The 13,290-nt window shown below is 46.5% G+C and carries 13 protein-coding genes; all 13 read right to left on the bottom strand.

All coding sequences use genetic code 11. From position 1 onward, the window contains the following. Nucleotides 1-193: 193 nt before the first annotated feature. The 13 genes from MKZ32_RS05025 to MKZ32_RS04965 all read right to left on the bottom strand — a co-directional run bounded on the left by MKZ32_RS05025 (nt 194) and on the right by MKZ32_RS04965 (nt 12,914). The gene (locus tag MKZ32_RS05025; RefSeq protein WP_239796256.1) at nt 194-2,101 is read right to left on the bottom strand and encodes a GGDEF domain-containing response regulator; all 1,908 of its coding nucleotides are present in this window, start codon (nt 2,099-2,101) and stop codon (nt 194-196) included. A gap of 55 nt (nt 2,102-2,156) precedes the next feature. After that, nucleotides 2,157-2,801 (bottom strand): DedA family protein, encoded by a 645-nt coding sequence (locus MKZ32_RS05020; protein ID WP_239796255.1) that lies wholly within the window; start codon nt 2,799-2,801, stop codon nt 2,157-2,159. A gap of 3 nt (nt 2,802-2,804) precedes the next feature. Beyond that, nucleotides 2,805-3,734, bottom strand: a complete 930-nt coding sequence (secF, locus tag MKZ32_RS05015) for a protein translocase subunit SecF (RefSeq protein WP_239796254.1) — start codon at nt 3,732-3,734, stop codon at nt 2,805-2,807. A 17-nt stretch (nt 3,735-3,751) separates the two neighbouring features. Beyond that, complete coding sequence (gene secD / locus MKZ32_RS05010; protein ID WP_239796253.1) at nt 3,752-5,563, bottom strand: protein translocase subunit SecD; 1,812 nt, start codon at nt 5,561-5,563, stop codon at nt 3,752-3,754. Between the two features lie 9 nt (nt 5,564-5,572). Then, nucleotides 5,573-5,899: a preprotein translocase subunit YajC gene (gene yajC / locus MKZ32_RS05005; protein WP_239796252.1), complete on the bottom strand. Its 327-nt coding sequence runs from the start codon at nt 5,897-5,899 to the stop codon at nt 5,573-5,575. Nucleotides 5,900-5,934: 35 nt separating this feature from the next. Then, nucleotides 5,935-7,038 carry a tRNA guanosine(34) transglycosylase Tgt gene (tgt, locus tag MKZ32_RS05000; RefSeq protein ID WP_239796251.1) on the bottom strand — a complete coding sequence of 368 codons (1,104 nt, stop codon included), beginning with the start codon at nt 7,036-7,038 and terminating at the stop codon, nt 5,935-5,937. A 112-nt stretch (nt 7,039-7,150) separates the two neighbouring features. Beyond that, nucleotides 7,151-8,056 (bottom strand): SPFH domain-containing protein, encoded by a 906-nt coding sequence (locus MKZ32_RS04995; RefSeq protein ID WP_239796250.1) that lies wholly within the window; start codon nt 8,054-8,056, stop codon nt 7,151-7,153. Nucleotides 8,057-8,070: 14 nt separating this feature from the next. Then, nucleotides 8,071-8,421, bottom strand: coding sequence for an NfeD family protein (locus MKZ32_RS04990; RefSeq protein ID WP_239796249.1), 351 nt, complete (start codon nt 8,419-8,421; stop codon nt 8,071-8,073). A 909-nt stretch (nt 8,422-9,330) separates the two neighbouring features. Beyond that, nucleotides 9,331-9,498, bottom strand: a complete 168-nt coding sequence (locus tag MKZ32_RS15540; RefSeq protein WP_320412261.1) for a hypothetical protein — start codon at nt 9,496-9,498, stop codon at nt 9,331-9,333. 331 nt (nt 9,499-9,829) lie between these two features. Next, complete coding sequence (locus MKZ32_RS04980) at nt 9,830-10,399, bottom strand: YceI family protein (RefSeq protein ID WP_239796248.1); 570 nt, start codon at nt 10,397-10,399, stop codon at nt 9,830-9,832. 558 nt (nt 10,400-10,957) lie between these two features. Next, nucleotides 10,958-11,455, bottom strand: a complete 498-nt coding sequence (locus MKZ32_RS04975) for a TPM domain-containing protein (protein ID WP_239796247.1) — start codon at nt 11,453-11,455, stop codon at nt 10,958-10,960. Further along, nucleotides 11,456-12,298, bottom strand: coding sequence for a TPM domain-containing protein (locus tag MKZ32_RS04970; RefSeq protein ID WP_239796246.1), 843 nt, complete (start codon nt 12,296-12,298; stop codon nt 11,456-11,458). A gap of 1 nt (nt 12,299) precedes the next feature. Next, complete coding sequence (locus MKZ32_RS04965) at nt 12,300-12,914, bottom strand: LemA family protein (protein ID WP_239796245.1); 615 nt, start codon at nt 12,912-12,914, stop codon at nt 12,300-12,302. Nucleotides 12,915-13,290 lie beyond the last annotated feature (376 nt).

The raw sequence follows: 13,290 nt of genomic DNA, 5'->3' as shown, positions 1-13,290 counted from the left end.
ACGCGTCACAAACGAAATACCTTTACTCAACTCACGAGGGGAAATTGGCAAAAAAACCTTTATATTGCAAATAGGTAAATTGCAATATATGGCTATTTTAACTGGCGCTGTCTCGTAGATTTAATCAATACTATGTCGCGTAACTAACGAATACCAACAATTATCATCGCAATTTTACAGGATGCAAGAAAAATTAATTCCCAACAGTGCAATTGCGCCCCATTTCTTTAGCCATAAACAAGTGCTTATCTGCAAGTTGCAGTAACATTTCAGCATTTAACAATGTTGGGGCTTTGCTGGCCACCCCGACACTAATAGTGACTATCAAGTTCAGATGTGTATTTCCCGCGGCTACATTCTGACGCAATCTTTCCGCATACTGATAGGCCTGCTCCGCTTGTGCATCCGGACAAATCACTAAAAATTCCTCCCCACCAAAACGGCACACCATATCCTGCTTGCGTGCGGATGAGCGTAAAATTTGCGCCACCTGTTTCAGTACATCATCCCCTACCTTATGGCCATAAGTATCGTTAACCTTCTTAAAGAAATCTACATCTACTATCATGCACGACAGGGGACGACCACTGCGCTCTGCCATCGCCCACTGCTGCTCTAGATAATCATTTGCATGACGACGATTAGGCAACTCGGTGAGGACATCAGTAAGTGCCATTTGCTGCAATCTTTGGTTTGATGCCGCCAACTGCGCGGCAATGGTGCGTAACTGCTGATGTTCAACCTTCAGTTCTTCCTGCAGCTGCACCATACGCTGAGTGACACACAGCCTCGCACCCAGCACTTTTGAATTAACCGGCTTGGTTAAGTAATCGGAGGCTCCAGCCTCAAATATCTCTTCCATCCTATCCGAATTTTCTTGGGTCATCATGACAAACACATGGATATTGCGCCAAAGCTCGTTGTATCTAAGCGCCTTGCAAAATTCAATGCCATTCATTTTAGGCATGTGCCAGTCTGTAATGATAAGCTGGGGCATAAATTTATCGAGCATACTTAACGCTTCTACCCCATCACCTGCAGTAGTAACCGTATGCCCGGCCTTTGTCAGCAAAAGTTTCAGCACCAACGTCGTTGCATAATCGTCCTCCACCAGCAGGATACGCAATGCATAACATGTCTCCAAACTAATCCCCGGTGTCCCGATATCAAATATTTCCAGCTCAGTTGGTGGCGCGGCTTGCAAAATTTCCTTGAAGAGGGGTATGTCTGTCGAGTGGATGCCGAATAATTTACTCCATTCACGCCATTCCTGCACCGTCTTATCACCTAACTCAGTAAAAACATCGGCCTCCAAGCCCAGCCTGGCAGCGCTAAGAATCAATTTCTGCACCATTTTGTGCCGTTGTCGTTCATGCGATAAACACGCCTTGGAAAAATAGCTTGCGATATGCAATGTATTTAAAATGTGCCAGCTTCGATTGCCTTCAGCAAGATCAGACAAAGCTGGATTTTCGTGATGTAAAACGGCTATCTGAAATACTTGTGGCAGACCCCAGTCTGCTAACATTTCTTTACTCAGTTGATTATGATCAAGCCCGAATTCAGTGCGTTCGAGATCAATTAATGTGGTATTTGTGTCTACTGCTTGGGCTTTTTCAAGAATGAGGGAATATTCCTGAGGATATGCCGTTGCTAGTCCTAAGGAACCAACTTGACCCAGCAAGCCGAGAATAAACATTTCTTCAGCTGCTCCCATTCTACGGCCTTCTACAAAGTTTTTTGCAGCAATTGCCATCAGCAACGATTGCGACCAAAAATTTTGATAATCGAATTTTCGGCAAGCCCCATCACGGCTACCCTCCACTAGCGACAAACTCAACACCATATTACGTACAATGCTCAAACCTAATGACATGACCGCATCTGTTATGGATACAATAGGTCTTGTCTGGTAGGACATGAGCACATTGGCCATCTTAATCAACCGCCCTGACAATGCGGGGTCAGTCTTTATCGCGTGTGCAATCTCCTGAGTTGTTACATCTTCCTTCAAGGTGAGCTGAATTATTTTCAGAGCCATCCCTTTAGGGGAGGGTAAATGATCTTTCGCCTTGAGTTCCTCAAACTTAACATTAACCATAGCTCACTTTACCATCAATCCGGCCAAGTACAACTTTCGATACAATATAGTTAGTCTATGCCCTATACGTACGACGATGCCTAATGAACTCGCGCAATGCTGGCAAAAATGAAATAACAATGACAATGACCACCATCAGGGTCAGATTATCTTTCACCACTGGGATATTGCCTAAAAAATAGCCTCCTAGGATGAAAAGGCTAATCCACGCGATACTCCCTAACGCGCTGAATAACATAAAAATGCGATAGCGCATCAAACCAATGCCAGCTACAAATGGTGCAAATGTTCTTACGATGGGCAAAAAGCGGGCAAACAGGATCGCCTTGCCTCCGTGCTTCTTGTAAAACATATGCGTCTTTTCCAAATGCTCATGTTTGAGAAAGCACGAATTAGCACGCTTGACTAAACGTATACCTACCAACCGACCGATCCAGTAGTTGGTGCTATCCCCCGAAAACGATGCAGCTATCAGCAACGGTAAAACCAGCTGGATTTCCAGCGCGCCAACTCCGCACAGCGCACCTACCACGAACAACAGCGAATCTCCCGGTAGAAAAGGCATTACCACCAGCCCGGTTTCGCAGAAAATAATCATAAACAGGATGGCATAAATCCACATGCCATATGCCTGCATGATTGCTAATAAATGAACGTCCAGATGCAGGACAATATCTATAAAAGAAGTAAGCAGTTCCACAGCCTAGGGTAATACTTCTTCAGCCACTTTGTCCGTCTTAATGAAATCCTCGCGCGAAACACCCATCAGCATAAGCAATGGGCTAGCCACCAGCACCGAGGAATAAATACTAAACAGAATACCAATAGTCAACGCCAGCGCAAAATAATGCAATGTCTCCCCACCCAAAAACAGCATCGCTGTCACCATCATCTGGGTGCAGAGGTGGGTGATGATCGTACGCGACATAGTGCGCGTAATCGCATTGTCGATTATTTCAGCAACCTCCGTCTTGCGCATCTTACGGAAGTTTTCCCGGATACGATCAAACACTACCACTGATTCATTTACCGAGTAGCCCAGCACGGCTAGTAGCGCCGCCAGCACAGTGAGTGAAAAATCCCACTGAAAAAATGCAAAAAAACCGATAATAATAATTACGTCATGCAAATTGGCGATTATCGCGGCAAGACCAAACTTCCACTCGAATCGCACCCAGAGGTAGCACGCGATACCAATGGAGACCAGCAACAACGCAAGTGCACCATTTTCCACCAGATCTTTGCCCACTTGCGGCCCAACAAATTCGACGCGGCGCATTTCCACACTGGCATCCTGCTGACGCAACTTGTCGAGAATCTGCTCGCTCAATTTCGCGCCCACTACATTCTGCTTAAGCGATACCTGTAGCAGCACATCATGACTAGAACCAAAGTTTTGCACCAACACATCATGCAGCCCCATCTCAGTCAGTTGCCTACGCACCTTGTCCAAATCAGCAGTCTGAGAGTAATGCACTTCCATCACCGTTCCACCAGTGAAATCCACACCGAAATTCAACCCTTTGGTTACGATAAAAAATACCGCCAGAATAAATGTCACCAAAGAAATTGTGGTGGTATACCGCCCATAGCTCATGAACGGAATGTTGCGATTGATCTTGAAAAATTCCATTTATTACCTCTTTATACTTAACCTACGGAGATCTTGGTCAACCGCAGCTTGCGCCCATAAATCAGGTTAACCAGTGCACGTGATATCAACACCGCACTGAACATCGAAGTAAGAATGCCCAAGCACAATACAACAGCAAAACCTCGTATCGCACCGGAGCCAAACATGAACAACGCTATACCCGCGATCAAAGTGGTAATGTTGGAATCAAGTATGGTACGGAACGCATGCTCATATCCGGCATGGATGGATGCTTGCGGCGTATTACCATTACGCAGCTCCTCCCGAATGCGCTCATTGATCAAAACGTTAGCATCAATCGCCATGCCCAGCGTCAGCGCAATGCCGGCCATACCAGGCAAAGTCAGCGTGGCTTGCAGCATGGACAACAGTGCCACCAGTAATAATAAGTTAGCGCCTAGTGCCAGCACGGAAACCGCACCAAACATCAGGTAATAGGAAATCATAAAAATCGCAATGGCGACAAAACCAATCTGAGTGGAACGGAAGCCACGCACAATATTGTCCGCACCAAGACTAGGACCAACAGTGCGCTCCTCAATGATTTCCATTGGCGCTGCCAGTGCACCAGCGCGTAGCAACAAGGATATATCGTTTGCTTCCTTGGTATTCATCTGGCCGCTAATTTGCACTCTCCCGCCGCCAATTTCCTCACGGATCACTGGAGCAGTAATCACTTCGCCTTTACCCTTTTCAAAAAGCAGTATAGCCATACGCTTGCCTACATTCTCGCGCGTTGCTTCTTTAAATTTACGCGTACCCGCGCTATCTAGATTGATATGCACTGCTGGCTCATTGCTACGGCTGTCAAACCCGGGTTGCGCATCATTGATGCGCTCGCCGGTGAGCAGCACACTTTTCTTCACCAGCAGCATAGAACCGTCCCGATCCTTGAACATCTCGGTACCAAACGGTGCAGTGGAGCCCTCGCTGAGCTTATGCTCATCATCCACCAGACGCACTTCCAGTGTCGCGGTGCGACCAAGAATATCTTTCGCGTGTGCCGTATCCAGTACACCGGGGAGTTGCACTACAATACGATCTATACCTTGCTGTTGAATTATCGGCTCGGCCACGCCTAATTCATTGACACGGTTGCGTAAAGTAATCAAATTCTGCTGCACAGCGGATTCCTGAATGCGTTTTTCTTCCTCCGGTTTTAAGGTGGCAAGCAAGAACATCTCGTTGCCTTCATTCTTGTCGTTGAAGGCCAAACCACCGAAACGTTGTTTGAGTTCTACCGCACCTTTGCTGCGCGTATCCGCATCGCGGAACTTAACCGTCACCACTCTGCCATCACGGCTGACACCAGAATAAGCAATATTCTGATCACGGAGGATGCTCCGCATATCGCCGGAAGCGGCTTCCATCGCCTTATCCAGCGCACCCTTCATGTCTATCTGCAACAAGAAATGCACACCGCCACGCAAGTCCAATCCAAGATACATGGGCCGTGCATTCATAGCGGTTAACCACTGCGGCGAGCGTGACAGCAAATTGAGGGCAACCACGTAATCATCGCCCAGCTGTGCCTGCAGAATGTCTTTAGCCTTAAGCTGACTATCGGTGTTATTAAAGCGCGCTTTAACACTAGTAGGATCTAAAGCAATCCCTTCCACATTCAGATTTGCCGCTTTAAGCGCATCACCCACCCGCTGCAGCAATGCACTATCCGCCTTGAGATTGGCACGCAAGGGCAATACTTGCACAGCAGGAGATTCACCATAAAAATTAGGCAGGGTGTAAACCAGACCAAAAATAAATACAACGAGAACAAGCAGGTATTTCCACAGCGGGTAACGGTTCATTGCAGTACCTTAAATCGACTTGATTGTTCCCTTGGGCAGCACCGTTTGAACTGCACTTTTCTGAATCAGTACCGTAACGTTTTCGGTGATATCCAAGCTGATATAGTTCTCGCCCACCTTGGACACACGACCTAACTCTCCGCCCACAGTGATGATTTCATCACCTTTTTGCAGGGCAGCCAGCATGGCCTTTTGTTCCTTAGCGCGCTTCTGTTGCGGACGCAATAAAAGAAAATAAAATACTGCGCACACTGCGACCACAGGTAGAAATTCCATGAAGCCGGAACCGGACGCAAGTGCAGCGGTTTGTTGTGCATAAGCGTTGCTAATCAACACGACTTCTCCCAGTTAAAATTTTGCAGCGGCGAATTCTAGCACGAACTGGCGCGGGCTTGCCTAAACCGGATAACGAAGTCATCGAACTGGTGGATCGTGATAGCAGCTCGAATTTCACTCATCAACTCATGGTAATAATGCAAGTTGTGAATGGTATTAAGGCGCGCACCAAGTATCTCACCGATGCGATGTAAGTGATGCAAATAGGCGCGAGTAAAATTACGACAAGTATAACAAATGCATTGTTCATCAAGTGGTTGAGTATCTACACGATATTTAGCGTTCTTGATTTTAATATCGCCATGGCGTGTAAAAAGCATACCGTTTCTCGCATTACGTGTGGGCATCACACAATCGAACATATCTATGCCATGCGCGACCGCAGCCACCAAATCTTCCGGTGTACCTACGCCCATCAGGTACCGTGGCTTGTCGATGGGCAGCTGCGGCGAGGTATGCTTCAGAATGCGCAGCATGTCTTCTTTCGGCTCTCCCACCGACAATCCACCTATGGCGTAACCGTCAAAGCCGATATTTACCAGCTCACGTAACGATTCATCGCGCAGACTTTCGAACATGCCGCCCTGCACAATACCAAAGAGTGCATTGGGATTGCCCTCGTGCGCATGTTTTGAACGTTCCGCCCAGCGCAAACTAAGACGCATTGAGTCAGCTGCTCGGTTTTCATCCGCAGGATAAGGTGTACACTCATCAAAAATCATCACAATATCGGAATTCAGTACCTTCTGAATTCGTATGGATTCTTCCGGCGTCAGAAAGCATTTATCACCATTCACTGGAGATTGAAACTTCACTCCCTCCTCGGTAATCTTGCGCAACGCGCCCAAACTAAATACTTGGAAACCGCCGGAATCGGTTAGGATCGGACCATCCCAGCCCATGAAGCCATGCAAGCCACCGTGCGCTTCAATCACATCCAAGCCCGGGCGAAGCCATAAATGAAAAGTGTTGCCTAACACAATCTGGGCGCCAATTTCTCTTAACTCCATAGGCGACATCGCCTTCACTGTTCCATAAGTGCCGACTGGCATAAAAGCGGGGGTTTCAACGGTACCATGAGCTAAAAATAAAGTTCCACGACGAGCAAAACCGTCAGTGGCGTTCAAACAAAAATCCATCAAAATCTCCCTTAGTCTTAATAACCACTACTTTGATAATGACTCAGGAATTTCAAATAACTCGTATTGCCCATATATTATCCAGCAACCATTTCCACGGCGAACAGAATCTCTACTTCTGCGTCTTAACGATACTCATCGCCGCAGCTACCATAGTCCCCATGTCTGCCATATTACCTGGCAGAATCAGAGTATTGCCTTGCTTGGCAACATTACCGAACGCTTCCACATATTTTTCCGCTACCTTGAGGTTAACTGCTTCCATTCCTCCGGGAAACTGGATGGCTAATGCGACCTGCTGAATAGCCAAGGCGGTAGCTGTGGCGACTGCCGTTATGGCCGCTGCTTCGCCTTGAGCGGCATTAATCACCGCCTGTTTCTCGCCTTCGGAACGCTGGATAAAAGCTTCGCGCTCGCCCGTGGCAATATTAATCTGCTCTTGTTTGCGCCCTTCGGAGGCCGCAATCAATGCACGCTTTTCTCGTTCCGCAGTAATCTGCGCCTGCATGGCAAGCAGAATTTCCTTGGGTGGTACCAAATCCTTAATTTCATAACGCAACACCTTCACTCCCCAACTGGCTGCAGCTTCATCCAGAGCCGCGACCACAGCACGGTTGATATCATCTCGCTCCTCGAAAGTCTTATCCAATTCCATCTTGCCAATGGCCGAGCGTAAAGTAGTCTGTGCAAGCTGAGTGATAGCGCTGAGATAATCGCTAGAGCCATAAGAAGCCAACTTAGGGTCAGTAACCTGAAAATAAAGGACACCATCCACTTGCAGCTGCGTATTATCCTTGGTTATACAAATCTGACTGGGGACGTCCAACGGGACTTCCTTGAGCATATGGCGATATGCTATACGATCGATAAATGGAACCACAATGTTCAAGCCAGGTGCTAGCACAGCATGAAACTTCCCCAAGCGCTCAACCACCCAGGCATGCTGTTGTGGCACAACATTGAGAGCCTTGACGACAAAAATAACGGCAGCTACAAGAATAAACAGTGCGATTTCCATATTGCTTCCTAATGTTATTGTTGTTGCGGCTTGTATGGCGTCAAAATTAATTTTGAGCCCTGTATTGCCTTTATGTAAAGCACACCATCGCGCTGCAAACTGGAGGACTCCAATTCCGCATCCCATTCTGTACCGCGGTAATGCACCCGCGCAACACCATCCTCACGCCATGATATAACCCGCACCGACTGGCCGATGTCCAAGCTTTGGCTAATCATCTTGCCAGTACTCATGCCTTTCATGCGGCGCAGAATCACTGTGCCAATTATGCTGGCCATCGCACTAAGCGTGATTTGCAACGGTAAATTAAGCCCAAGTAATGCCGCAATACCTGCTAGGCCCAAAGCAATACTTACTATTAGCATGTAAAACGTTCCCGTAACCATCTCTAATGCGAGCAGGCCAAAAGCTAACAAAAACCAATATACGTAAGGCTCCATTTCCAATTTTTTATATTCCTAATAATGGAATCTGATAATCAGATCAGACCCAAGCCGCTTCCAAGCAACCACACCCAATATCCCTGAACAAAAAGTATTCCAACCCCTATATGAGTTTGGTAGAGCCAAAGAGACTAATTGTGCGAATCTGATTAGCAATCAGATTTGCTTAAATTAGAGTAGGTTACAACCGACTAATTTATCAATTACTTAGAGTAGCGAAGCGATTACTAATAGTCAGTCCACAATCCCAGTTTGAGTCCGCAGTTAGCCAATTTTGCAATGCTCTCAACCTGATATGCGTCTACCCTGTTCAAAGGGTCAACACCATGGCAGTCGACGGAAGCAATGAATAGCGGCATTTAATGCCGTAGCCACACATTAACTCGAAGGCAATCTTGGCTGGCGCAAGATGATTGCGTCACGTTGAATACGGTGCAACACTAACAGATTGTTTACTATAGCAGTAAGGAATATCACGGCATTTAAAAAACAATGCAATACAGTCTTTCAACCTCTCATCTAGATGAATTGATTGTTGCGTTATGTATTTACGTAATTTTCCTTCAGAGTGATTTAATCCCTGTCATGACCCCTGCCATGATTACCACGGCCTCCGCCATAACCACCCCTCTCCTCGCCTTGATAGTTGCCATGTGCACGATAGCTAGGAACATAAACATTGTTATACCAATTATTTTGAACAAAATAGACTGGCTGGCCACAGGCACCATACCTTTGGCAGTGCTTGCGCCAGGTTTTCCGGTGGCCTTGAGGCACGCGCAGGTAAATCGGTTGGGGCACCATGCCCATTGGCATTGGCATTGGCATTGGCTAGATCATGACAGATGCTGGGTAAATTAACTGAGGTTGCGGATAATTACCGATATCGATTCGACCATAAAAGCCGGGTTGACCAATATTAACAGACACCCCGACATCAGCAGCTAATGTTGGAGCAGTGATCAATACCCGCGCCGCTGTAAATAGAAAACGCTTCATTTTGAGAATCCTTTTTTTGTCAGCGATATTGATTTAACGCGCTAGTACGGTGAACCGATGACATTTGATAGCAGCTGCTATCAGGCGGATTGAAGTTTGAACTATCAAATGTTTCAAAAAAATTGGGAACGCCACATTTGAAATGAGCTAATTTCCTCTGTAAAAGCCATATCAGCAAAACCCACCGCACAGAGAAGCCATCACCTACCCGATGGCTTGTAAACAGAACAGGAATAATAGTTTTAATTTTTAAATGGTATATCCTTTTCACCAGAAGAAATGGCAAGCGTGTGCTTGCCATTTCTTCTGCGTTGCAAGTACAGATTAGAGATTAATCTTTATATGCTTCCACTTCAAACACCATTTTTATATCATCCCCCACGTTAGGCAGACCAAATTTCATGCCGAAGTCTGAGCGTTTAATCTGTGCGGTAGCATCCGCGCCACATAACTCTTTTTTGTTCATCGGGTGATTGGCGCACTTGAACGCAAGAATGGTGAGCGTTACCGGTTTGGTTACACCGAGCAGTGTAAGATTACCTTCTACACTGACTGGAATATCACCCTTGAATTTTACTGCAGTCGATTTGTATGTAAGACTGGGAAATTCGGCGACATTGAAGAAATCCGGTGAACGCAAATGGTCATCGCGCTTGCCAAAACCAGTGGTGATAGACGCCGCTTCAATGGCGACATCCACCGACCCAGTCTTTGCAGCACGATTGAAAGTTAGTTTGCCGCTACTTTTATCGAAACGTCCCTGCATGGTAGAAAAACCCAAATGACTAACACTGAAATGTGCGAAGGTATGTTGAGGATCCATGCTATAAGAATCTGCAGCATGGGCAACGAGTGGCAAACTTACCAACAATAATGCAGCAATGATATTTTGTTTCAGCATAGTGCTCTCCTTAAATGTATTTAGAAAAAGTGGCGCGCACAGACCGCATGTTAATTTTAAAGATTACGCCTGCCGCACACATCTTAAAGCAACAACAAAAAAATTCTACCACCGGGCTAATTATGAAACAATTGTTTGATACATTTGTTTACAATTTTTAACCTGTCCTTCAATCAAAAACTCGCAAACAATAACAACTAAGGAAGCGCTGATTAATTCGCGTTTAAAAATTTCACATATTTAAGAATCAATTGGTTACGCGCGAAATTCCGCGAAATTTTGAATTAATCAACGTTTCCCTAATCAAACTCGCTCTGACGATCACGCACCATGATATAACAGCACGAGCACCAGTCCACCTATAAGCAGGAACTTAGCTGATTAATTTTAGCGCACCGAAAGACTGAACCACATAGTGAAGCGGCGCAAAACGATTTACTGATAGAAGCATTCCTCGAGGCCGAGGCTCTGATAACGACGCACTAATATCCAATTTTCAGTGCCGAGCCAGAAAAATATGCCTAACAATCACGTGTAGTAATATAGGCTTACCTGCTACTATAAGATTATTGGCTTATCTGACAGTTCATTCACTGAGGTAGTTTTTTTCGGGAAATACCGCTGTAAATGACTACTTACAGCATGAATTCCCTTGATTACCCCCATTTCAAACTTGCCCAGCCGAAATGCCGATTCCATTTCAAGACAAATTTCTTCCCAGCCAGCCTTGCCAAGCTTAATGTGTATACCACGGTCAGCGACAATTTCCACGTCACGATCAGCGAGCAGCAAGTAAATCAAGACTCCATTATTATGCTCGGTGTCCCACACTCTCAATTGCGAAAACATATCAATAGCCCGCTCACTCGCAGTCTGGTTACGCCAGAGAGCGACGAAATCAAGCGATGCTTCAACCGCAAAGCGGACTTGCCCGGCATGTTTGGCTTCGGCTTCATGAATCGCCTGCTCGATGGCGTGCAGTGAATGCGCAGGGAATGCAGCCCTCACCGCCATGCTGCCAGTAATTAAATGCTTAATAATGCGCTGAATAGCCATTCACCATCGCCCCGAGGCGCCACCGCCGCCGAAACCACCGCCTCCGCCACCAAATCCACCTCCTCCACCAAACCCTCCTTGGCCGAAACTACCGCCTCCCAAAGGGCCACGCCCGCCACCAACCAAAGTGAAGATAAACGCAATGATGCCCACAACCCCTGCTATTAAAATAGGCGCGACGATGAACCAAGCGAGCATAGCTGTAGCAAAACCAATGATAATCGCCGCAGGTAGCCGTCCTAAAAGTTTGCGCAGTACACCACCCACCACAATCGCCAGCATAAAACCGATAAACAACAACGACTCAAGATTTTTAAAACTTCCTGATATTGCACCACGCTCACGTGGAGGCGGTAACGATTCACCTTCAATTATCGCCAGTAATTGTTCAATCCCCGTTGCGATACCCGCATAGTAATTTCCACGCTTAAAGTGCGGAGTTATGGTCTCGGCAATAATACGCTTCGCAACAGCATCGGGCAGCACACCTTCCAGACCGTAGCCAACTTCAATGCGCAATGTACGATCATCCTTGGCAATGAGCAGCAATACACCATCATCAATTCCTTTGCGCCCAAGCTTCCAAGCTTCCACAACCCGAATACCGTATTGTTCGATCGTTTCTGGTTGGGTAGTTGGAATCAACAGCACAGCAATTTGCGCACCTTTTTTCGCTTCAAATTGGGCGAGGCGGGTTTCAAGCTGTTGTTTTTGGGCAGTATCGAGGGTACTGGTTAAATCAGTTACGCGCGCGCTTAGTGGCGGCACTGCTACTTCTGCGTGCGCTAAACTGCTTAACCATATCAGTACAAGCAGCAAGGCTGGCACCCAGACCCGCACCATGTCACTTAGCAGGCAATAGTTGACTAGGCGCGCTGAAATCAACTGTCGGCGACTTGGAAATTTCTTTCTCGTTTTCGACTGTGAACGATGGCTTGACCTTGAATCCGAACATCATCGCGGTTAAGTTGCCAGGGAAAGAGCGCACCACAATATTGTAATCCTGCACCGTTTTTATGTATCGGTTACGCGCCACTGTAATACGATTTTCCGTGCCCTCAAGCTGCGCTTGCAAATCGCGAAAATTGGCGTCAGATTTCAACTGCGGATAATTCTCGCTTACTACCAACAAGCGGCTTAATGCCGAAGTCATCTCACTCTGGGCAGCTTGAAATTTGGCGAAAGCTTGTTCGTTATTGATGAGCTCCGGTGTAGCCTGGATGCCGCCGACCTTGGCCCGCGCATTGGTTACACCCAGTAACACTGCTTGTTCCTGTGCGGCATAGCCTTTGACCGTATTAACCAGGTTGGGTACCAAATCGGCTCGACGCTGATATTGGTTTAGCACTTCAGCCCAGCTTGCTTTGATTTGCTCGTCGGTGGATTGCAGTGTGTTGTAGCCACAACCGCTTAAAGCCAGTGTGGAAAGACAAGCCAAGAATAATAGCCAAATACGCATGATGCTCTCCTCATCAAAAGATTACGGAAAAAAATATTAAACGGCCCATCCCAAGTGGCACATCTTACGCTAAGGATTACTATACGTCTGAATGAAGGTGACAGCAATTGGCAACTAACATATCAAATCTACGTGAACTGCAAAAATATTGTGTGCCAAATCGGTGTCAATCGTCGCAATTTTCATGACAGATACTCCTTCCCTCGTTAGTCAAAATTCGTGCCTCCATTGCTTTGACACTTTGATGCGATTATGGAAAATAGTCATCCATTGCATTACTTGGCCGTATCAATAAGCATAGTGTCGACTAAATATCTTAAGGGTGCAACAATGAGCAGCAGCTATTGTCAATCCACATAAATTATGTTTATATTCA

The organism is Candidatus Nitrotoga arctica, from assembly GCF_918378365.1.
GTDB lineage: Bacteria > Pseudomonadota > Gammaproteobacteria > Burkholderiales > Gallionellaceae > Nitrotoga > Nitrotoga arctica.
This window is presented reverse-complemented; position numbering and strand designations above follow the sequence as displayed.

Excerpts from the sequence above, each read along its gene's own strand:
- MKZ32_RS05025 (WP_239796256.1), bottom strand. The coding sequence starts at position 2,101 with ATGGTTAATGTTAAGTTTGAGGAACTCAAGGCGAAAGATCATTTACCC.
- secF (WP_239796254.1), bottom strand. The coding sequence starts at position 3,734 with ATGGAATTTTTCAAGATCAATCGCAACATTCCGTTCATGAGCTATGGG.
- secD (WP_239796253.1), bottom strand. The coding sequence starts at position 5,563 with ATGAACCGTTACCCGCTGTGGAAATACCTGCTTGTTCTCGTTGTATTT.
- tgt (WP_239796251.1), bottom strand. The coding sequence starts at position 7,038 with ATGGATTTTTGTTTGAACGCCACTGACGGTTTTGCTCGTCGTGGAACT.
- MKZ32_RS04995 (WP_239796250.1), bottom strand. The coding sequence starts at position 8,056 with ATGGAAATCGCACTGTTTATTCTTGTAGCTGCCGTTATTTTTGTCGTC.
- MKZ32_RS04990 (WP_239796249.1), bottom strand. The coding sequence starts at position 8,421 with ATGCTAATAGTAAGTATTGCTTTGGGCCTAGCAGGTATTGCGGCATTA.
- MKZ32_RS15540 (WP_320412261.1), bottom strand. The coding sequence starts at position 9,498 with ATGAAGCGTTTTCTATTTACAGCGGCGCGGGTATTGATCACTGCTCCA.
- MKZ32_RS04980 (WP_239796248.1), bottom strand. The coding sequence starts at position 10,399 with ATGCTGAAACAAAATATCATTGCTGCATTATTGTTGGTAAGTTTGCCA.
- MKZ32_RS04975 (WP_239796247.1), bottom strand. The coding sequence starts at position 11,455 with ATGGCTATTCAGCGCATTATTAAGCATTTAATTACTGGCAGCATGGCG.
- MKZ32_RS04970 (WP_239796246.1), bottom strand. The coding sequence starts at position 12,298 with ATGGTGCGGGTCTGGGTGCCAGCCTTGCTGCTTGTACTGATATGGTTA.
- MKZ32_RS04965 (WP_239796245.1), bottom strand. The coding sequence starts at position 12,914 with ATGCGTATTTGGCTATTATTCTTGGCTTGTCTTTCCACACTGGCTTTA.